At 61.4% G+C, this 19,212-nt stretch carries 28 protein-coding genes; 9 read left to right on the forward strand and 19 right to left on the reverse strand.

The window, feature by feature from the left end; all coding sequences use genetic code 11:
* Position 1: 1 nt before the first annotated feature.
* Positions 2 to 253: a hypothetical protein gene (locus tag ABAC460_RS29770; RefSeq protein WP_023452260.1), complete on the reverse strand. Its 252-nt coding sequence runs from the start codon at positions 251 to 253 to the stop codon at positions 2 to 4.
* A 73-nt stretch (positions 254 to 326) separates the two neighbouring features.
* On the opposite strand from ABAC460_RS29770, the gene ABAC460_RS0124205 reads away from it, so the two are divergent.
* Positions 327 to 716: a MerR family transcriptional regulator gene (locus tag ABAC460_RS0124205; protein WP_023452261.1), complete on the forward strand. Its 390-nt coding sequence runs from the start codon at positions 327 to 329 to the stop codon at positions 714 to 716.
* Here the strand turns inward: ABAC460_RS0124205 and ABAC460_RS29775 are convergent.
* A complete protein-coding gene (locus tag ABAC460_RS29775) occupies positions 713 to 1,606 on the reverse strand; it encodes a hypothetical protein (RefSeq protein WP_023452262.1) in 894 nt (297 codons plus the stop codon). The two genes, ABAC460_RS0124205 and ABAC460_RS29775, sit on opposite strands and share 4 nt — an antisense overlap.
* A 201-nt stretch (positions 1,607 to 1,807) precedes the next feature.
* Here ABAC460_RS29775 and ABAC460_RS29780 point away from each other — a divergent pair, with 201 nt between their 5' ends.
* Entirely contained in the window at positions 1,808 to 2,740 is a 933-nt protein-coding gene (locus tag ABAC460_RS29780; RefSeq protein WP_023452263.1) for a Gfo/Idh/MocA family protein, read from the forward strand.
* 425 nt (positions 2,741 to 3,165) lie between these two features.
* Here ABAC460_RS29780 and ABAC460_RS50350 read toward each other — a convergent pair whose 3' ends face one another.
* The 7 genes from ABAC460_RS50350 to ABAC460_RS29815 form a co-directional block, all read right to left on the reverse strand.
* A complete protein-coding gene (locus tag ABAC460_RS50350) occupies positions 3,166 to 3,342 on the reverse strand; it encodes a hypothetical protein (protein ID WP_006274015.1) in 177 nt (58 codons plus the stop codon).
* 94 nt (positions 3,343 to 3,436) lie between these two features.
* Positions 3,437 to 4,132 carry an NnrU family protein gene (locus tag ABAC460_RS29790; protein WP_023452264.1) on the reverse strand — a complete coding sequence of 232 codons (696 nt, stop codon included), beginning with the start codon at positions 4,130 to 4,132 and terminating at the stop codon, positions 3,437 to 3,439.
* Between the two features lie 126 nt (positions 4,133 to 4,258).
* Positions 4,259 to 4,999 carry a hypothetical protein gene (locus ABAC460_RS29795; protein WP_023452265.1) on the reverse strand — a complete coding sequence of 247 codons (741 nt, stop codon included), beginning with the start codon at positions 4,997 to 4,999 and terminating at the stop codon, positions 4,259 to 4,261.
* 75 nt (positions 5,000 to 5,074) lie between these two features.
* Positions 5,075 to 5,755: a hypothetical protein gene (locus ABAC460_RS29800; protein WP_023452266.1), complete on the reverse strand. Its 681-nt coding sequence runs from the start codon at positions 5,753 to 5,755 to the stop codon at positions 5,075 to 5,077.
* A gap of 52 nt (positions 5,756 to 5,807) precedes the next feature.
* The gene (locus ABAC460_RS29805; RefSeq protein WP_023452267.1) at positions 5,808 to 6,149 is read right to left on the reverse strand and encodes an MmcQ/YjbR family DNA-binding protein; all 342 of its coding nucleotides are present in this window, start codon (positions 6,147 to 6,149) and stop codon (positions 5,808 to 5,810) included.
* A 10-nt stretch (positions 6,150 to 6,159) separates the two neighbouring features.
* Positions 6,160 to 6,948, reverse strand: a complete 789-nt coding sequence (gene xth / locus ABAC460_RS29810; RefSeq protein WP_023452268.1) for an exodeoxyribonuclease III — start codon at positions 6,946 to 6,948, stop codon at positions 6,160 to 6,162.
* 360 nt (positions 6,949 to 7,308) lie between these two features.
* Positions 7,309 to 7,638 carry a HesB/IscA family protein gene (locus ABAC460_RS29815; protein WP_031236435.1) on the reverse strand — a complete coding sequence of 110 codons (330 nt, stop codon included), beginning with the start codon at positions 7,636 to 7,638 and terminating at the stop codon, positions 7,309 to 7,311.
* Positions 7,639 to 7,855: 217 nt separating this feature from the next.
* Between ABAC460_RS29815 and ABAC460_RS29820 the strand changes: the two genes are divergently transcribed.
* A complete protein-coding gene (locus ABAC460_RS29820; RefSeq protein WP_023452270.1) occupies positions 7,856 to 9,016 on the forward strand; it encodes a deoxyguanosinetriphosphate triphosphohydrolase in 1,161 nt (386 codons plus the stop codon).
* A gap of 121 nt (positions 9,017 to 9,137) precedes the next feature.
* On the opposite strand, the gene ABAC460_RS29825 is transcribed toward ABAC460_RS29820, so the two are convergent.
* Both ABAC460_RS29825 and ABAC460_RS29830 read right to left on the reverse strand, forming a co-directional pair.
* On the reverse strand, positions 9,138 to 9,539 hold the full coding sequence (locus tag ABAC460_RS29825; RefSeq protein WP_023452271.1) for a VOC family protein: 402 nt from the start codon (positions 9,537 to 9,539) through the stop codon (positions 9,138 to 9,140).
* Positions 9,536 to 10,402, reverse strand: coding sequence for a GGDEF domain-containing protein (locus ABAC460_RS29830; protein ID WP_235075759.1), 867 nt, complete (start codon positions 10,400 to 10,402; stop codon positions 9,536 to 9,538). The genes ABAC460_RS29825 and ABAC460_RS29830 overlap by 4 nt, the downstream gene beginning before the upstream one ends.
* Before the next feature lie 249 nt (positions 10,403 to 10,651).
* On the opposite strand from ABAC460_RS29830, the gene purE reads away from it, so the two are divergent.
* From purE to ABAC460_RS29845, 3 genes are read left to right on the forward strand one after another with little or no spacing between them, the layout of a single operon-like run.
* On the forward strand, positions 10,652 to 11,143 hold the full coding sequence (gene purE / locus ABAC460_RS29835; protein ID WP_023452273.1) for a 5-(carboxyamino)imidazole ribonucleotide mutase: 492 nt from the start codon (positions 10,652 to 10,654) through the stop codon (positions 11,141 to 11,143).
* The gene (locus ABAC460_RS29840) at positions 11,143 to 12,213 is read left to right on the forward strand and encodes a 5-(carboxyamino)imidazole ribonucleotide synthase (RefSeq protein WP_023452274.1); all 1,071 of its coding nucleotides are present in this window, start codon (positions 11,143 to 11,145) and stop codon (positions 12,211 to 12,213) included. The genes purE and ABAC460_RS29840 overlap by 1 nt, the downstream gene beginning before the upstream one ends.
* Positions 12,213 to 12,497, forward strand: coding sequence for a YciI family protein (locus ABAC460_RS29845; protein WP_023452275.1), 285 nt, complete (start codon positions 12,213 to 12,215; stop codon positions 12,495 to 12,497). Before ABAC460_RS29840 ends, ABAC460_RS29845 begins: the two co-directional genes overlap by 1 nt.
* Here the strand turns inward: ABAC460_RS29845 and ABAC460_RS29850 are convergent, their stop codons facing one another.
* The 3 genes from ABAC460_RS29850 to ABAC460_RS29860 all read right to left on the reverse strand — a co-directional run bounded on the left by ABAC460_RS29850 (position 12,498) and on the right by ABAC460_RS29860 (position 14,642).
* The gene (locus tag ABAC460_RS29850; protein WP_023452276.1) at positions 12,498 to 13,664 is read right to left on the reverse strand and encodes a hypothetical protein; all 1,167 of its coding nucleotides are present in this window, start codon (positions 13,662 to 13,664) and stop codon (positions 12,498 to 12,500) included. It lies immediately after the preceding gene.
* A 37-nt stretch (positions 13,665 to 13,701) separates the two neighbouring features.
* Complete coding sequence (locus ABAC460_RS29855; protein ID WP_155914580.1) at positions 13,702 to 13,923, reverse strand: hypothetical protein; 222 nt, start codon at positions 13,921 to 13,923, stop codon at positions 13,702 to 13,704.
* Positions 13,924 to 13,988: 65 nt separating this feature from the next.
* A complete protein-coding gene (locus ABAC460_RS29860; RefSeq protein WP_023452278.1) occupies positions 13,989 to 14,642 on the reverse strand; it encodes a COQ9 family protein in 654 nt (217 codons plus the stop codon).
* Between the two features lie 242 nt (positions 14,643 to 14,884).
* Between ABAC460_RS29860 and rpsU the strand changes: the two genes are divergently transcribed.
* From rpsU to ABAC460_RS29870, 3 genes are all read left to right on the forward strand, one after another.
* Entirely contained in the window at positions 14,885 to 15,136 is a 252-nt protein-coding gene (rpsU, locus tag ABAC460_RS0124210; protein WP_031236438.1) for a 30S ribosomal protein S21, read from the forward strand.
* 93 nt (positions 15,137 to 15,229) lie between these two features.
* Positions 15,230 to 15,607, forward strand: coding sequence for an acyl-CoA thioesterase (locus ABAC460_RS29865; RefSeq protein WP_023452280.1), 378 nt, complete (start codon positions 15,230 to 15,232; stop codon positions 15,605 to 15,607).
* A gap of 121 nt (positions 15,608 to 15,728) precedes the next feature.
* Complete coding sequence (locus tag ABAC460_RS29870; protein WP_023452281.1) at positions 15,729 to 16,211, forward strand: hypothetical protein; 483 nt, start codon at positions 15,729 to 15,731, stop codon at positions 16,209 to 16,211.
* Between the two features lie 165 nt (positions 16,212 to 16,376).
* Here the strand turns inward: ABAC460_RS29870 and ABAC460_RS29875 are convergent, their stop codons facing one another.
* The 5 genes from ABAC460_RS29875 to ABAC460_RS48850 form a co-directional block, all read right to left on the reverse strand.
* Complete coding sequence (locus ABAC460_RS29875) at positions 16,377 to 17,042, reverse strand: hypothetical protein (protein WP_023452282.1); 666 nt, start codon at positions 17,040 to 17,042, stop codon at positions 16,377 to 16,379.
* A 7-nt stretch (positions 17,043 to 17,049) separates the two neighbouring features.
* Positions 17,050 to 17,742, reverse strand: a complete 693-nt coding sequence (locus ABAC460_RS29880) for a hypothetical protein (RefSeq protein ID WP_023452283.1) — start codon at positions 17,740 to 17,742, stop codon at positions 17,050 to 17,052.
* Positions 17,743 to 17,845: 103 nt separating this feature from the next.
* Positions 17,846 to 18,277, reverse strand: coding sequence for a DUF1801 domain-containing protein (locus ABAC460_RS29885; RefSeq protein WP_023452284.1), 432 nt, complete (start codon positions 18,275 to 18,277; stop codon positions 17,846 to 17,848).
* Between the two features lie 7 nt (positions 18,278 to 18,284).
* The gene (locus ABAC460_RS29890; protein ID WP_023452285.1) at positions 18,285 to 18,998 is read right to left on the reverse strand and encodes a hypothetical protein; all 714 of its coding nucleotides are present in this window, start codon (positions 18,996 to 18,998) and stop codon (positions 18,285 to 18,287) included.
* Between the two features lie 30 nt (positions 18,999 to 19,028).
* Complete coding sequence (locus tag ABAC460_RS48850; RefSeq protein WP_023452286.1) at positions 19,029 to 19,190, reverse strand: hypothetical protein; 162 nt, start codon at positions 19,188 to 19,190, stop codon at positions 19,029 to 19,031.
* Positions 19,191 to 19,212 lie beyond the last annotated feature (22 nt).

Consider the following 19,212-nt stretch of genomic DNA (forward strand, 5'->3'; position numbering starts at 1 on the left):
CCTACCTTGCCTGCGGGTCGTGGTGCTTGCAACCGCAACTTCCGTCATGGGCGCAGGCCTTGCGCGGCTTGAGCACCAGATAGAGTCCAAAACCCGACAGCGCCACCAGAGGCAGGGCGCACACCAGAACCTCAAGGCTCACCCCGGCCAACCGGAGCCCAACAAGGGTTACCCCGGACACGGTGGGGATCAGGAACAGCAGGGCGCAGCAGCCCAGGCATGCCGCGATAACGGCGAGGATGGCTTTTTTCATGCAATTGCACTCCGAAAGGGTTGATGTCATCCGTGTCCGACCTCAAGTTACTTGAGGTTCAAGGAAAAAATGCATGTTCACCATCGGCGTTCTGGCGCGCAAAGCGCAATGTTCCGTCCCAACCGTCCGTTACTACGAAGCGCAGGGCTTGATGCCGCCGGCGGAACGACGGGAGAGCGGCCATCGCGTCTATGGCCGGGCCGACTTGGCGCGGTTGGTGATGATCCGCCGGCTGCGCGATCTTGATGTGCCGCTGGAGCGGGTTAAATCCCTGCTGGCCCTGGAGGCCAATGGCAAGCCGTGCGCCGAAACCCTGGCATTTTTTCAGGAGCAGCGCGACGCGATACGGCAACGGATAGAGGCCTTAAAAGACCTCGACCTCACCTTGTCCCTGCACATGGCGAACTGCCAGGCCGGCTGCCTGCCGGCCAATGGCCCGTGTGACCTCTATAGCGCTATTTAGGCGCCCAGGATCCAGCCTTCATCGCTAGCGGCCAGGGCGACATCGGTCTCGCTCAGGCTCTTGGGCGCGCTGAACAGCCCGTCCAGGTTCCCCTTGTCATCCAGGTCGGCCAGGGCTTGCGCCGTGAACCGCACCGCCGCCGCGTCCTTGACCTCGCCGGTCGTTGCTTCGCCTTCGAACATTGGCGGATAGACCTCGGCCACGACCGTATTGACGCCGTCCAGTTCCAGCGTACCGAAGCCGGTCTGCAACGGCCACAGCCGCGCCTTGTCGCCCAGGTGCTCCAGCAGCGAACGCACCGCTACGATCCCCAGCATGGCGACACCACCGGCGACACCGGCGCCGTGCATCTGCCACAGGCTCTTGGGCAGGGCGGCCTTCTTGATCTTGCCGGTCAGCGCTTCTTCGGTAAGGCGGAATTCCGGGAAGTCGCCGAACGAGTCCGGCTTCAGCGTCGACAGCCACTTCTGCGAGGCGTTCTTGGGCGCCCCCCAGAACGGCCAGGCTTCATCGGTGATCAGCCGGTTGATCTTGGCGGCGACCTGGAAGCGGTTGTTGGTGTTGTCGGCCTTGTCGACGATGTTCTTGGCCAGGAAGTCCCACAAGCCCTTCCAGCCATTCAGTTGCAAACGGCCGGCGGTGCCGCGGACAAAGCCCAGCGGGAAGCCAAAACCGAGGAAGATCCGGTCGCCGCGCTTGTGCAGGTCGGCCAGGATGGCGCGCAACACGGTTTGCGCCTCGGCGCGGGTAGCCGGGTTATGGGTCTCGTACGACAGGCGGAAGCGGACGTCACGCTTCATGACGCCGATCCATACCGAGGATTCGCCGGTCTTCTTGCCTTCGGCGGCGCTGTAGTCGACGATTACATAGGCCCCAAAAAGACGCTGCACGAATGACTCCCTGACATGGCGGGTCGCGGCAAGGCCTGCCGCAAAGTGCTCGCTTGTAACGCGATTGCGAAAGGGCACAAAGCGCTTTGTGCCGGGATCACAGGGCTGTGCACAGTTTATGTGTGTGGTTTCTATTCCATTTTTGCTGCAAAGCGGTCTAGATATGCCGCCGGGCGGGGGAAGCGCAGGGAAGAGAATGGCATGACCAAGGTGTTGCGTGCAGGTGTTGCGGGTGCGGGCGTGTTCGGCGGGTATCACGCCAACAAGTACAAGCAGGCTTCCGATATCGATTTCGTCGGCATTTACGATCTGGACATCGAACGTGCGCGCACCGCGGCGTCGGCCCATGGCGTCCAGGCGTTCGACGATCTCGACGCCTTCTTGGCCGCGGTCGATGTCGTCACCATTGCGACACCGGCCTTTGCTCATGCTTCGGTCGCCCTGCCGGCGCTGGAAAAGGGTATTCACGTCTACACCGAAAAGCCCCTGGCCGTGGCGTCACGCGATGGCGAGGCCATGGTGGCTCTGGCCGAGGAAAAAGGGCTCGTCCTGGCCTGCGGCCATCAGGAACGCGCTGTCTTCGAAGCCATGGGGCTCTATGATGTGCCGGAAAAGCCGCTGCAGCTTGAAGCCGTCCGCAACGGCACAGCGTCGAGTCGTAATCTCGATGTGTCGGTGGTTCTGGACTTGATGATCCACGACCTGGACCTGGCCATAAGCCTGGCGGGCTGCGAGGCCGGTGGTTTGCAGGCGGCTGGCCGCCGGCGTGGGGACGAAGGCTATTCCGCGGTCGGTGGCGATGAAGTCGACGCCGAAGTCGATTTCGAAAACGGTATGAAGGCGGTGTTCAAGGCGTCGCGCATGGCGGACGAGCGGGAGCGGACCATGCGGATTGTTTATCCGTCGGGCACGGTCTTTATCGACCTGCTGAACCGCAAGTTCGAGAACGGCACGCCGTTTGCTTTGAATGCTGACTTTGCCGAAGCCGATATCGCCCGCGACCCGCTGGGCACCAGTGTCTTCCGGTTCCTGGACACGGTGCGCGGCGTGCGCGAACGGCCTTTGTGCACCGGCGCAGAGGCGCTGCAGGCCCTGGAGCTTGGCTTTGCCATCGACGAGGATGTGGCGTTCTGACGTAAGGAAGATGGACCACGGACCACACCAAAACGCCGCTGCGCGGCGACACGGAAAACACTAAAATTTAGCGCTGATGCGCGCGAAGCGCCTTCACATTGGTGACAATTCGCAGACGATTCAAGCGTTTACGATGTTCATCTGGCTTCTCTGGCTTATCTGTGGACAACCTTTTACGAGGGTTCCGCCACGACGAAGGCCGGGATTTCGCCCGGCAACGGAGCCGTGGAAGCATCGCATTTTTTGTCCACAGATAAGCCAGATAAGCCAGATGGACGGCGCTTAAGCGCATTCCTTCCAAGGGACAGGCGTATCTTTTGAGGCGCTTCGCGCGGGAGATACTTCACCCGGAATTCAGTGATTTCCGTGCCGTCGCGCAGCGGCGTTTCCGTGTGGTCCGTGGTCAATCTTCTTAGATCAGGCCGCTAATGCGACTGGCCTTTGAACACGATCCCGAACACCAGGACGCCGAACGCTCCGGCCATCAGCCAGTACTGATACTCCGTCAGGTACTGGACCTCCTGGAAACGGCCGACCAAGCTGGCTATGGCAAGCGCCACGGACACGAAGAACAACAACAATGTGAAAGCCGACAGCTTCATCGTCCTAACGTACCCACCCACGCATCTGTTTCTCAGACCTTAACGACTATTTGTTCAAACATTTGTGACAAGATCAACAGGTTTTCGCACCCGCTCACAACAGCCGTGCGATAAAGAGCACTTCGTGCCACACCGCGAACATCGAGAACATAGAAGCTGCCAGGAACATGCGCGCAATCCCCAACTCCTCAGGGGCGAATGCGGTGCGGCCTTCGATGATGGCAACGAAGGGAATGATCGATGTGCGCCGCATGATCGAGGCGTAGGTGTCCCCCATCAGTGCCAGGCGTTTGCGGTCGATATTGGCGGCGCCCAGGACGCAGACCCCCAGTAAAGAACCGAAAAACAGCCAGCCGGCGATGTTGCCGCACGCGATCAGGTGCATGGCTGACCACAGGCCGATGCCGGCCAGGATTGGGTGCCGTGAAATCCGGATGATGCCGTAGACGCTTTTGTCAGGCAGGCGCCACAGCGCCAGCAGGTTGGTCGGCGACGGCGTCGTCAGGCCCAGGATCACCAGGAAGAAGGCGACGAAGTTGATCACCAGGGAGATGATTTCCAGCGGCAGCGGCGCTTCGCTGCGCTGCCACAGGCGGAAGTTCAGATTGTCATCCTGAGCGGCGGCGAAGGCCATACCCATGGCGATGAGGCCAGCCAACGACAGAATGGAAAAGATGACGTAATAGGCCGTGCCGCCGATGCGACCGATGATCTGCTCCTTCAGATGGGTGCCGCTGATCATCAGATGGATGCAGAGGAAGAAGGCGCACGCGAGTGCCAGAGTCCACATGGTATTTCCGGGGTGGTTTTTGGCCGGGATAGTTTTTGGCCGGGATTAGGCTTTCGGCCGGGATCAGGTTCGCGGTGAGGTTAACAGCTTTTTCGCCCGCGCCAAGCCGTGCCGTGCGCGGCCAGGTCAGATGTAGGGGATAAGCGGGGCGTTGAGCACATCGCCTTCCCCTTTTTTCGGCGGCGCCGATGCGGATGGCGCCGGGGCCGGGCCGGGTTCGGGCAGGGCGGCCGGGATAGGAGCTACTACGGCGACCTTGGCGGGTTCGGGCACCGGCGCATGGATGGCGGGCGGCGGCACCTTGACGTGCACCGGGCGGCGCAGGATGGCTTCGACGTGGTGGAACCACTTGCGAGCGCGGGCCATGGCGGCGCGCGGGCCTTCGGCGCGGGCGGTCAGGGCGTCATCCGGGCGCCACAGGATCAACTGGAAGTCGGGATGGATCGGGTCGTCGAAAATCAGGCGCACGGTGACGTCGTTGACGGTCGGCGCAATATCGTCGATCGCCTTATAGGATCCGGTGTCCAGCGGCTTGGCCGATCCGGCGCGAACGACACGGGCGAAGATGCGGCCATCGACGAAGACTTCCAGGCCGTACAGGTCGGCAATCGTGTAGGTCCGGGTCGGCAGCTTGCCGAATTCGCGCACGATGACGATCTTGTCGGCCATGTAGGAGATGGCGCAGGCGGCCTTGCGCACCGGCTCGATCGACTCGACGTCGGGCTTGGCGCCGCCAAGGGCTTCCTTGACTTCGTCCTCCAGCTTCTTAGGCTGTTCGACGCGCGATTCATAGATCCGGTAAAGGATGATCAGAACGGCGAGCGCAGCCGCGGACAGAATGATAAGGGCGGGCAGGAAGGTCGGCACGGTGAACCTGAACAGCTATGGCACTTTTCGGATTTAACCATAGTTCCGCAGGGACGTTAAGCCTTAACCTCTTATTCAGTGTTTTTCGTCGTCGTCCGTGTCGTTTTCGACATCGTCATCCCACGGTGGCCGGTCATTGATCACCGGTTTAGGCGCCTTTTTGGGCTCTTTGGGTCTTTGGGCTACCGCGGCCGGCTCAACGTCTTCGGCGGGGTAGGGGGATGCCGCGGCTGGCATGCGCTTGATCACCGCATCGATGTGCGACAACCATTTGCGGCCCAGCCGGACGGCTTCGGCAGCGGTCTTGGCGTGGACCGGGTTGTGGCTGACATCGCCGAAGAGATTTAACTCGAACTCCGGCGTTTCGACGTCGTCGAACATCAGCCGCAGGGTCACGCGTGAGGCCTGGGCGTGGGTTTCATTGAGCACACGGCGCGGTTCGCCGCGCTGGGCCCGGGCGACGACTCGTTCGTCGACGATCAGTTCGGCGCCCTCGATCTCATCGAAAGCATAGACCAGCCCCGCCGTGCCGCTGTTCCACAGGATGGCCAGGTCGCCGGCGGTAAAGTCCAGCCCGGCCGCCTTGGTGCTGCTGAGGTCGTAGACGATGGCGTCGGCGGGCTTGCCCAGGGATGTGGTGAGGGCGCGCTGCAGCCGGCGGGTGGCTTCGAACCACCACATCAGGCCCGAGGCGATCAGGGTGAGGGCAAACCCGGCGAACAGAAAATACAGCAGGGTGCGCGCGACTTGGTCCATGGACCGGACACTCTTGGTATGGTCAAGAAAAACTTAAGATGTTGGAAAGACGTTAAAATTCGGTTTGCGTGTGCTGTTTCAGCAGACTCTTCGGGGCTGTATTTCGCCACGCCATCCACAGGGCGCTGGTGGCGGTGGCGTTATCCGCGCGTGTGCTGTGGAACTGTGTCCAGCCCTTGGCGCCCCAGGCATTTTTCACGGGCTCGAAAATCTCCGGTTCAGCCTCGCACAGCATCTGCTGCTGTTCGGGGGTGAGTTTCAGCACGGCTATGTCCTGGTCGATGCGCGAGGCGAAAATCTTGTTGCGGACGCGGGCGTCGGCACTGTCGAAATGGGACGCGGCTTCCGCTTCCGGAAACGACAGGGCCAGGTCGCGAAATGCCTCAGGTGTCATTTTGACGGTCTCAGGCCAGTTCGATTTCGACCGGAACGTGGTCCGACGGCTTGGCTTCGTCGTGGGTGCGGCCGCGGGTGTCCTTGTGGATGGTCAGGCCGTTCAGCCGATCCGCCGCCTGAGGCGACAGCAGGTGATGGTCGATGCGGATGCCTTCGTTCTTCTGCCAGGCGCCGGCCTGATAGTCCCAGAAGGTGTAACGGTTACCTTCCGGCGGCATGACGTCAAAGGCGTCGGTGTAGCCCAGGTTCTTCAGGCCCTGATAGGCCTGGCGGACGGCCGGCTGGTACAGGGCGTCATCCAGCCATACGCTTTCCTTCCAGCAGTCGGCCTTGGTCGGAATGATGTTGAAGTCGCCGGTGATGACGGTTGGTTCTTCTAGGGTGAGCAGGTACGCGGCGCGGGCGTGCAGACGTTCCAGCCAGCGCAGTTTGTAGGCATATTTGTCGGTGCCGAGCGGATTGCCATTGGGCAGGTAGATACCGACGAAGCGCACCGGTTGCGGCGCTTCGATCAGAGCTTCGATATAGCGCGATTGCTCGTCGGTTTCGTCGCCGGGCAGGCCGCGGGTGATGTCGCTGAGCGGGAATTTCGAGAGGATGGCGACGCCGTTCCACGTCTTCTGGCCGAAAACGGCGACGTTGTAGCCGAGGGATTCGAAGGCTTCCGTAGGGAACTTCTCGTCCAGGCATTTGATTTCCTGCAGGGCGCAGACATCAGGTGCGGCTTCGCGGAACCACTCCAGCAGCAGCGGCAGGCGGGCATTGACCGAATTGACGTTCCAGGTGGCGAGTTTCATGCCGCCTTGTTTAGGCGGGCAGGGGGATTCCCGCAAGGGTTCTTAGCCGCTGAGGCAGACGCATACAGTACTATCGCAAAAGATGTTGCAAACTCCCTCCTCTCCACGAAGTGGGGAGGGGGACCGCGAAGCGGTGGAGGGGTATTCTTGCGGACGAAGTTGCAGTTCGTTGAAGCGTAATAAAAAGTATTTTTTCCCGCCACCTAACTCAGATAGTTATGAAACGCAGCGGTAATCGCACTTGCAGATACCCTCCACCGCTTCCTTGCGCGGCAAGAGCTGTACTCTTGCTCGCTCACCCGACCTCCCCACTTCGTGGACAGGAGGGAGCTTGTCCAGCCTATTGGGGTAGCTAAATGCCTACAGCGCGAAGCTCGTTCCGCAGCCGCAGGAAGCGACCGCGAGCGGGTTCAGGATCTTGAATTGCGAACCGACCAGTTCCTCGACATAGTCGATCATCGACCCGGCCATCAACGGCGCCGAGACATCGTCGACCAGCGCCGTGGCGCCGTCGTTGGTGATCTGAGAATCCTCAGGTGCGGCCGTATCCGTCAGGTCCAGGACGTATTGGAACCCTGAACAGCCGCCGCCTTCGACCGTGACGCGCAGCATGACCGGGTGGCCGGCTTCGCTACTTAGTCGGTTGAGGTGCTTCGCGGCGGAGGCGGTGAGGGTGATGTTGTGGCTCATGACGTTCAATATGGCGGTATTTGTTGGGATTTTCACCCCTTGGGCAGCGAAAATTTAGGTCGTTGTTACATTTTATAGTATAGGGACGCCACATGCTTAGAGCGCCTTTCGATCCGGAAGAACCGGATCGGCGCTCTAAGTTTTTGCTTTTACGCGCATCTTTATCCGAAAAGTGCGTCACACTTTTCGGGATGCGCTCTAACGAAAGACGCGCCTGATGAGCCTGGCCCCCTATGCCGAAGACGTCACCAAGAGCCTCGGCCGGCTCAATCCGCAGCCGGAAAGCCCAAGCCGTACGGCCTTTGCCCGCGACCGCGACCGCATCATCCATTCGACAGCGTTTCGCCGGCTGAAGGGCAAGACCCAGGTTTTCGTCGCCAATGAGGGCGACTATTTTCGGACGCGTCTGACGCACTCGCTGGAAGTCGCGCAGATTGCCCGGTCTTTGGCCCATTCGATGAAGCTGAATGAGGACCTGGCCGAGACGATCGCCCTGTCGCACGACTTGGGGCATCCACCTTTCGGTCACGCGGGTGAGGATGAGCTGCACAAGTGCATGGAGCCGTGGGGCGGGTTCGACCACAACGTCCAGACCTTCCGGGTCATCACCAAGTTGGAGACGCGCTATCCGGGGTTCGACGGGCTGAACCTGACCTGGGAGACGCTGGAAGGCATCATCAAGCACAACGGGCCGGTGGGGCACCACATGGCCGAGCCGTCGTGGAAGGCGATCGTCGATTTCAATGAGCAGTGGGATCTGCGGCCGGACACCTTCGCCTCGATGGAAGCCCAGGTGGCGGCGATTTCGGACGATATTGCCTATAACAATCACGATGTTGACGACGGTTTACGGGCGGATCTGTTCACGATCGCCGATCTGATGGATGTGCCTTTGATCGGGCCGGCTCTGCGGTCGGTGCAGAAGGACTGGCCGAATATCGACAAGCGGATGCTGCGGCTGGAAGGCGTGCGGCGGATGATCGGCACCATGATCGAGGACGTCGAGGCTGAGACGGCTCGGCGGCTGGCGGCGGACGGCATTCAGACGGCCGAGGATGCGCGTTCGGCGAAACGTCAGATGGTGGCGTTTTCGAAGGGCGTGTTCGATGACCTGACGCGGTTAAGGGCGTTTTTGTACGAGCGGATGTACAAGCATTATAAGCTGAACCGGACGCGGTCGCATGCCCGTCGGACGCTGAGCGAGATGTTCTTCCTGTTTATGAACGAGCCGGATACGCTGCCGACCGAGTGGTTTCAGGTGGTCTGCGCCAAGGATTCCGAAACCGCGCGGGCACGGGTGATTTGCGATTACATCGCCGGGATGACGGATGCGTTTGCGATTGAAGAGCACCGCAGACTGTTCAGCTTTATCGGCTAATGGGGTTTGGGGCCTGCGGCCCCAAGTCTTCCCTCTTCCTTTTCTTGACCTCGCCCCCTTGAGGGCGAAGGTCAAGAAAAGGAAAAGAAAGGTTTTATGGGGCCGCAGGCCCCAAACCCCATTACGCGACGGAGCTGACCGGCTCCAGCAAATCCCACAAATTCCCAAACCGATCCCGGAACACGCAAACCTTGCCGTAGGGCTCGACGCGCGGTGTCTCACGAAACTCCACGCCAGCAGCACTATAAGCCGCATAATCCCGGTCGAAATCGTCGGTGAACAGTACCAGGAACACCCGACCTCCGGTCTGGTTCCCGACATGCGAAACCTGATCCGGTCCCACTGCCTTGGCCAGTAGCAACCGCGTCTCCGACGATCCACGCGGCGCTACCAGCACCCAGCGCTTGCCGCCGCCCATGTCGCTGTCTTCGATCAGGTCGAACCCCAGATCACCGCAGTAGTGTGCGATGGCCAGATCATAATCCGGCACCAGAACGCTCAAAGCTGCAATACGCTGCTTCACCGGGCCGACTTCTTGACCAGGAACATGGCCGCGTCGGCCTCGCTCAGCCAGGCTTCGGCCGTTGTCTGGCCGGCATAGGCGCGGACGCCGAACGAACCGCCGGTCTTCAGGTACAGGCCGTTATAGGCAAAGGTGCCCATCATCAGCTCGGCTTCCAGCTTCATCGCCTTGACCCGCGACGATTTCAGATCCGCCCGCCGCAGCAGGATGGCAAATTCATCCCCGCCGATCCGGGCGACGGCGTCGCCTTCACGCACGCTGGTCTTCAAGGTCTCGGCGACATAGATCAGGGCCGCATCGCCGGCGCCGTGGCCATAGGCGTCATTGATCGCCTTGAAGCTGTCCATGTCGAGATAGATCAGGCAGGCCTCTTCGCCATAGCGCTTGCAGTCGGCCATGGCGCGATGCACCTCCTGCAGGAAGGCTCGGCGGTTCAAGGTCGGCGTCAGCACATCGCTGTCAGCCTGGTCCTGGGCCGACTGCAATTCCAGGCTCCGCTGATGCAGTTGCTCGCGCAGCCGCTCATTCTCCATCATCAGGGATTCGATCAGGGCCTGAGCCGAGACCGGCCATTCGGTCTGCACAGGCTCCACCTCCGGCACGACCGGCGGTTCGGTATGCAGGGCCGCTTCGAGACGGGCAAACGAAGCGGCAATCGCGTCTTCCGGCCGTAGCTTCGGCGTCTCGTCCGTCACGCTTAAGGCATGGCGCACCGGTTCCAACGGCGCAGGATCATTGGCTGGAACGACATCTTCGGCCTGGGCCTCGAAATATTGCGCCAGCAAGTTCTGCATCGACGCTGTGGTGGCGCGTCGAATGGGTTCGTGATCCTGCGCGGACAGGGGCGGTTGCTGGTCGGCCATCATCAGGTGCGTTTGGGGCTGGAGGTGTGCGAATGCGGGCTCTTGCCGGCCCGTCCGGTGCCTGTATGAAAGCACACCCGAAGGGGCTGCGCAATGCGTTCGCCTGCGCAAATTCTGTTGATTTGAATATCCGGAAAATCAAGGCGTGGTAAGGTGGTTAATGCCCCGTAAGCGGTTTGAAATCGGCGCTTGCAGTTGTGGCCTTTTCCCCTATATACCGCCCTTTTTGAGAGCCTGGAAAGGATTCCCATGGCCGCCTCCGTACCCGTCGCCATCATCATGGGATCGCGCTCCGACTGGAACGTGATGAAGGCCGCCGCCGCAGCGCTCGACTCCTTAGGAGTCGCTTATAACGCGAAAGTGGTGTCCGCACACCGTACCCCCCAGCGCATGGTCGAATTCGCCACGGGTGCCAAGGCCGCGGGCTACAAGGTGATCATTGCCGGCGCCGGCGGCGCCGCCCACCTGCCGGGCATGACGGCGTCCATGACCACCCTGCCGGTCCTGGGCGTCCCGGTTCCGCTCAAGGAAGGCCTGAAAGGCATAGATTCCCTGCTCAGCATCGTCCAGATGCCGGGCGGTATCCCGGTCGGCACCCTGGCGGTCGGTGAAGCCGGCGCCAAGAATGCGGGTCTTCTCGCCGCGCAGATTCTGGCGTTGAGCGATCCCGACCTGTCGGCCCGGATCGAAGCCCTGCGCGCCACGCAGACCGACGGCGTGCCGGATACGGTGGAAGACTGATGCAGGCTCTTCAGCTCGGCGCTACGATCGGCATCCTCGGCGACGGCCAGTTGGGCCGTATGCTCAGTCAGGCGGCCTCGCGCCTGGGCTTCAAGGTCGTGACCTTCGGGCCCGACGCGGAATCGCCGGCCGCCCAGGTGTCGCTGGCCTCCAAGGTCGCCGCCTATACCGACGAAGCCGTTCTGGCGCGCCTGGCCGAACGCTGCGACGTCATCACCTTCGAATTCGAGAACGTCCCGGCGTCGAGCCTTGACTACCTGGTCGGCCTCGGTGCAACCGTTGCACCATCTTCCAAGGCGCTGCGCATCACCCAGGACCGCGTCTTTGAAAAGAGCTTCGCGCGCGAACAGGGCGTCGGCACGGTCGACTTCCGCGCCATCGACAGCCTGGACGACCTGAAGGCCGCCGTGGCCGAACTGGGCGTGCCGTCGCTGCTCAAGACCCGCCGCGAAGGCTATGACGGCAAGGGCCAGGTATGGATCAAGTCAACGGACGATATCGCCGAAGCCTTTAACAGCCTGAACGGCCGCCCGTCGATCCTGGAAGCCAAGGCAGACTTCACGCGCGAGATTTCCGTCGTCGCGGCGCGTGGCTGGGACGGGACGGTCTCGACCTTCCCGATCGGCGAGAACCACCATGTCGGCGGCATCCTGTCGACCACCCTGGCGCCGGCCCAGATCGCCGCTGAAACGGTGGCCAGGGCGCATGACATTGCCCGCAAGGTGCTTGAAGGGCTCGACTATGTCGGTGTCCTGGCGGTGGAACTGTTCGTGCTCCCAGGCGGCGACGTCCTGCTGAACGAGATCGCGCCGCGCGTCCACAATTCCGGCCACTGGACCCAGGACGGCTGCCTCTGTGACCAGTTCGAACAGCATATCCGCGCTGTCGTTGGCTGGCCGCTGGGCGATACCACGGCGCGTTGCACGGTCGAGATGACCAATTTGCTGGGCGCCGACATCCTGGACTGGCCGCGACTGTCGGCCGAAGCCCGGGCGCGCCTCTATGTCTACGGCAAGGACGACCCCAGACCCGGCCGCAAGATGGGCCATATCAACCGGATCAAGAGCTGATGATTATCGCACTGCTGACCTACAAGGTGTCCACGGAAGAACTAGACCAGTATATCGACGCCCACCGCGACTGGCTGAAAGAGTCGATTGCGGCCGGCCGTCTGCTGGCGGCGGGGCGCAAGGTGCCGCGCACCGGGGGTATGTTGCTGGCGCGCGGCGAACTGGACGAGGTCAAGGCCTGGGCCGCCACCGACCCGTTCGCGGTCAATGGTCTGGCGGACTACGACTTTACCGAAGTCGCCGTAACCCTGACTGCCGAAGGCCTGGACGCCCTGAAGTCCTGATTACATCCCGGGCATGGAACTGAACTTCAGGGTCACGAAACCGACCGTGCCCTGGGGATCGCCGCCGTAGCTGGCTTCCAGTCTGTCCGGGATGCTGTTGAACTGCTGGACCACGCCGACACCTAAACTGGTGCTGTCGTTCAGCGCAATGGTCCGCATGACGCCGACCTCGGTCTTGGCAACCCAGACCGGATCGGGCCCCAGTTCGCTGTTGTAGACCCGCTCATAGCGCAGCAACCCCGTCCATGGACCACTGAAGGCCAGGCTGTTCTCGAACAGCACGGCGTCGGCCGGCTTGTGGTGGCCGTCCTCGTCCTCTTTGCGGGCGAAGGTGAGGGTGGAATTCCATCCCCCCACCGCGAACTCGACCCCAGCCGAGGTCTTGATGACATTCTCGTCTGGATGGAGCTGTTCCGGGCTGACCTGACGCGCCCGCGACACCTGAGCTCGCAGATTCGGTGTCACCTGCCAGGTTGCCCGGACTGAGGTCGAATCCAGCCGGACCGGATCGAGGTCGAAGCGCTTTTCATCCGGCTCGCGGCCTGTGAATTGCGACACTTCCAGTTTTAGCGAACCTTTTTCCACCGCCGCCGTGACCACGCCCATGGTGATGTGGCCGCTGTCGAGCCAGTGGTGGGTGATCGGCGCCGTCGGGAAGTTTTCACCCGATTTCCTATGCATGAAGGCGGTCGGTCCAAAGGCGAATTCACCGGGATAGCCGACCTGTATCGACGCCCGGGTTCCGCCATCAAACCGGTAGCCCACCTTCGCCGTCAGGCCCATGAACAGGTCATGGGGATGCTGACGGTCGACCAGGTGATGGACGCCGTCAGCGGTCTCACCCGTCTGCAGCAAGAGCGGATAGCCGTCCTTGCCCATGAACGGATCGGGCGACAGCATGGCTTCCAGGGTCAGGTCGGCCTTGTCCGTGAGTTTACGATGGGCTGAGGTCATGACCATGCCCTGCAGGAAGGTTTTGTCGCCGCCGCGCGGACCGCTTTGGTGGTCCGCGACGACGGTGACGACGCCATGGGTCATGACGTGCCACTTGGCTTCGGTTTCGGGGGCGTGTTGATGGTCGTTGTGGTGCGCATGGTCCTGGGCGAACACGGTCGCCGGCAGGCCAGACGCCAGCAGCGCCATAAGCGGCGCATAGCGGATAGACATGGATATCTCCTTGAAAAACGTCAGAATCGAAGCGGATTCAAACGTGTTTCGGAGGTCGTGGCTCGGCAGCGGGTGTCAGGCCGACGGGAAGGCTTTCGGGGGCGGATGAGAGCCGCAGGTCCATCTTGACGGGCTGTGACCAGACCATCGGCGTCGGCAAATCCAGGGATGCGTGGTGGGCACAGCATGCCATGACGGTCTTGACCGGCTTATCGTGGGAGCTGTCGCCATGGCAGGGCGGCGTGTCGGTTGTGGGCATGGCGTGTGCCGAGACGCTGATCCCGAAGAGCAGCCATATCGCTGCGAAAAGAATCCGCAGGATCTTCACAGGTTGGCGTCCTGACCGAAGCAGAGTTTTCCGAGGCTCTGGGCCAGGTTCAGCACAATCTCTTCCGGCTTGGCGGGCAATTGCGCCTTGAACTTTTCGTAGGCCATGACCGAGTCGATATTGCGCTGGATCTGGTCCAGTTGGGCGTCGCGGCCCTGGCTTAGGCGCGTCATCAGCGCCGTCGACAGGATGCCGCAGACGATGATTCGCTTCGAATAGTGATTCTCATCCAACGCCTTGTCGCCGGCCAGGACCCAGATACGGTCGGCAGTCGCCCATAGCAGGCGATGGAACAGCGCCGCGTGGTGGGGCAGGGCGAAGAAACCCATCAGACGTTTGGCCAGGCGCTCGTCCATGGCGGCGGAATCCAGGCGCAGATTGAGCAGGTGGGCGATCTTCTCGCGAATCTTCAGGCCGTCGACCGTGGCCGTATCCAGGACGGCATCATGGCTGCGCCAGAGGATGGCGGCAATGTCCGACGCGCCATTGGGCGCGATCAGGTCACGCATGCCGTCGTCCAGGTTCAGCGTCCGAGCGCCGGCCTCCAGGCTGCTGCGGTTCAGGCCCATGTCCGGCACGAAATGCGCCACGGCCTGGGCCAGGCGGGATTCGGCATCCTTGAGATCGGAGAAGGGGGCTTGCGCGCTCATAGGATTAGGATAGTCGCTGTGCGGCACGGCGCCAAGGGTGGAAAATGTCGCAGGCCGGGTGAAAACCCGGAAAAACGCTGCCTAAACTCCCTTTTAACGCAAGCTTCGTATGGACATGCCCCAGGCTCTGATGTATGGGCATGCGACCTTCCCGCAGACCGACCGGTTTGCGGGCTTAACTTTTTATTCGACTGAGATGCCATTCCACGCCGGGACGGCAGCTATGGCATCAGTCCCGAACCCTGAATGGAGAGAGACCTCTGGTACAGATTTTCGTCCGTGACAACAACGTCGATCAGGCCCTGAAGGCCCTGAAGAAGAAGATGCAACGTGAAGGTTCGTTCCGTGAAATGAAGCGCCACGTGCACTACGAAAAGCCCTCCGAGAAGCGCGCCCGCCAGCAGGCTGAAGCTGTACGCCGCGCCCGTAAGCTGGCCCGCAAGCGCATCCAGCGTGAAGGTGGTATCACCGCGGCCCGTCCGGCCAAGGCTTAGGTTAAAGTCACGGCTTGCCAAGGTCACACTTGAAAGCCACTCCGAAAAGGCGTTGAAGGGAAACCTTCGACGCCTTTTTCATTTGGATTCGTTATGGACACACCCGATCCCGCCGACCTCGCTATCCTGACCACCGCCATGCCGGCCGACACCAATCCGTCGGGCGACATCTTCGGCGGTTGGCTGATGGCCCAGATGGACCTGGCGGCCGGCAATGTCGCAGCCCGAACGTCGCGCGGCCGGGTGGCCACCATTGCCGTCGACGGCATGGTGTTTCTTACGCCGGTCAAGGTGGGTGACGAGGTCAGTGTCTATGCCAGGGTGATCTCTGTCGGCCGCACCTCGATGAAGCTGGACGTCAAGGCCTATCGGCGTATGCGCGACAGCGACACCCGCATTCCGGTCACCGAAGGCACCTTCACCTTCGTGGCCATCGACGCCAATGGCCGGTCGCGGCCGGTTGAAGGCTGACGAGTCGGGGATGGAATTGCACGCCTGAAACTACCCCCTTTCGTCTGACTAAAATTGTGTTAAGAATGCGTCAAACTCCCTGAAGGGGAGATAAGCCGACAACAGGCCCGGGGTAGCATACATGGTAAGATCGACCTTCTTCAGCCGTTTCCAGGAATGGCTCTCCGAGTGGGACGAAACCAAGACCCGTCAGTCTCTTATCGTCGTCCTGGCCGTATTGATCGGGCTTCTGGTCGGACTGATCATCTACACCGGTATCAACTATTTCTTCCTCGGACCGCTGACCGATATGCGCGACAAGGAGCAACTTGTCGCCATCTACAAGACCATGACGTTGGCCGATTTCATTCCCGATGTCGTGGCGTGGGTCTCGGGAACCCTGGCCGGTGGTTATACGGCTGTGCGGATCGCCAAGCTGGGTCAGTTCCCGGCCTGGATCGTCGGCGTCCTGCTGTTCGCCTTCTATGCCGTCGGCATGGTCGGATTGCCCAATCCGATCTGGTTCGTCCTGCTGTGCCCGGCTTCGGTCGCCGCCTGCGCTTACGGCGCCGGCTGGCTGGGGATGTACATTACCGTCCAACGCGAAATCAAAGCCCAAGCCTGAGGGTTGTGGCGGGCTGCAAACCGTCATCTTCTTGCGATACGGTGCTCACGTACAAGCTTTTAGTTGTGCTAACGCTTCGCTCCTTGAGCACGATACGCTCCGCTCCGTTTCTCAGAAGCTAACGGTTTTCGCCTCACGATAAACGCTTAGGTCACAGCGCCAGCGTCATTTTTGTTTCGGGACGATGTACATGGCGGTGGGCGCGCGGTCGAGCGTGATCCGCGCTGCGTCCGGGACATCCGCCGGGAAGAAACACGGCGCCGTCGTCTTGCCCGAAGTTTGCAGTTTCAGGTTCACGGACTTTCCCGATTTCGTTGCGACTGTGCCGCTGTGCGCGCCCTCGAAACAGACCGCCTTATAGTCGGGCACCGCAAGGCTCAACAAGCCGGCCGCTTTCTTGGCGCCGTCGTGGGCTTGCTTCACCGAAGCGGCCAGAGGTGCGGCTTCCATCGATGCCGCCGGCGCCAGGTTGGGTATCAGGCGGATGTCGATGCCGATCTTGCCGTCCTTCGGTGCCGTCAAGGCAATTTCACGCTTAGCCTTGAGATCTGCGGCTGCTGGAAGTGGCAATACACGACCATTAGCGGCAATGTTCAGGGGGCGGTCTCCGGACGCGCCCTTCAGGACCATGGAGACACTGTTCCTGTCGACACCATCAAGCAGGAAGAAGTAGCCCATGGTGAACTGGTCACGCTGGTTGGCCGGCAGGTCGTAATAGGTCTTCAGAAACGGAAACAGCTTTTCCGCTGGTACGTTCTTTGTTTCCGCCATGGCGACTGACGCCGCCAGAACGAAGGGAAGGGCCGCCGCCGCGGCCTTTGCGAGCTTCATGACAAACCTACTTCGGAGGGGTGTCGAACAGGGCGATCGAAGCCGGCCTGGTCAGGGTGATACGCGTGGCGCCGGGAAACTGCGACGGCACGAAATAGGGCGTGCCGGCCGGATATTCGCCGTTCGCGCCCGTCTTGGGCAGGGGCTTCTGTTGGCCGCCGACTTCGACCGTGCCATCACCACCGCCGACAAAATAGACGCGATCCAGCTTCTTCAGGGCCAGAGCCATGGCGCCGGCGATCTTACTCATGGCGGCATTGCCCTGCTTGATGCCTGTGGCCAGGCCGCTGGCGTCGTAGGTCTTGCCGGCCGGCTGCGTCGAATGGACCTTGATCTTCGGACCGACGGTGCAGGTCTTGGGCATGACCATGGTAATGGTGGCGCCGCCGTTGAGTTGATCACGCGTCGGCAGGGGCGAAATGCGGCCGTCGCCGGCAATGCGCAACGGCGTCGCCTTGCCGCCCGAATTCAGAGTCGCGGTAACCTTGGATGTGTCGCAGTTCTTGATGCGCAGGTTGTAATAGACATTGACCTGGCTGCGCTCACCGGCCGGCAGGTTGAGGAACTTTTGCAGGCCGGGCAGGGCTTCGGACGCCTTACCGATCTGGGTAACCATGTCCTGCGCCACGACCGGCGCGGCGGACAGCAACACTGCGGCCGACACAGCGATGGCGGCCGTCTTGACGAAATGACGCAACACGTATGGATCCCTCGATCATCGCCCCGGAATGAGCGTTCTGTGTAACATAGTGATGTTGTTGTGCCAAATTGTGGCTGAACGGCGTGTGAACGGTGGCGTACGATCAAGCCTTGTAACGGAGTTTCATCGTATCGTAGCCCCATTTGATCAGAGCCTTCAACCTGTCCCGGTCGAGGTCGGCGAGCTTTTTGAAGTAGAGGCATGAGCCTCTGGCCGTGAACTTGCCCAAGCCGTCCACCAGTTCCGGCCGATCGGAATAGCCTGTCATGATGTAGATCGTTATCTGAGCCTTGCGCGGCGAAAAGCCGGTGAGAGGCCAGTCGGCAGGCTTTTTTGAGGTATTGGTGTACGTGTAGCGGCCGAAGCCAACGATGCTCTCGCCCCACATGACGGGATGTTCGCCGGTGACCTCTGTGAACAGGTCGAGAAGGGCCAGGCCGTCGGCACGGCGGTTTTCCGGCGCCTGCGTGGTAAGATAGTCTACAGCGCTGGCGTCAGTGGGCTTTGTCTTGGGCCCATCTTTGGAATTTGGCATGGCGACCTCACGAGGTTTTTCGCGCCGGGAGGAACAGTTCGGTGATGGCGGCGCGCCGGGCCGGATCCAGTTGTTCCATATAACCGGCCATACAGTCCATATAGCTGTTGTCCGAATGCCATTCTGAAATAAATCGCTTGATGCCACGGCCTTCGAGCTTGTGTTGAAGGCCTTGCAGGGCGGCGTACCATTCCCGTGCCTGTGGGCGGGGCGCGAGGCCCGTCGTCAGGTTCACGGTCTGGCGGTCCTGAAACTGGATGACGTAACCGATCTCGAAGGTGTTGGCGCTTTGGCTGCAGGAGACCTGGATCTCGCTCGCCTTGGCGAGGTCGAAATTCTGGTAGAGCGGATTCAACCGGTCGGGCTCACGGGTGACGATCCGGTCAGTGTAGACGGCTGTGCCGCCGGTAACGTCCATGGCGAGCGCCGACGTGATCATGACAGCGGCCAGGATGACGTGGCCCCTCATCCAGGCGTTGCTGCGGGTGAGGCGGGTAAAGCGGACCAGGCCTAGGAAAACAACCGCATACAGACTGAGGGCGACGACGCTGTAGAGCGATACGACGGGCCACCAGACGATGGGATTTGCCGGTAGCGTATGGGGAAACAGCGAGAGGTGGCCGAGGAGGTGGAACGGCCCGATCAGCAGGTAGAGGACGTAGAGGGCCAGGATGATCCAGAAGCCCCAGACGGTAAAGATGTGTCGCGGTTGTGTGCCCATGCCCGTTCCCATGCAGGAAACGGACCAGCATCAATCCTCGGGGAAGTGGTCGTCCTCGTAGGCGGCGATGAGGTCGAGGAGGGCCTGCAGTTCGTCACCCATGGGCGTGCCGGGTTGGGCGCCGGTTATGGCCTCGAGCCGCTTGAGCGCCGCCTGGTACTCTGCATCTGTTCGTAGGAATTCATACTGCATGTTATGGGGTCAAGGGGGGCTT

Source organism: Asticcacaulis sp. AC460 (assembly GCF_000495795.1).
Taxonomy (GTDB): Bacteria; Pseudomonadota; Alphaproteobacteria; order Caulobacterales; family Caulobacteraceae; genus Asticcacaulis.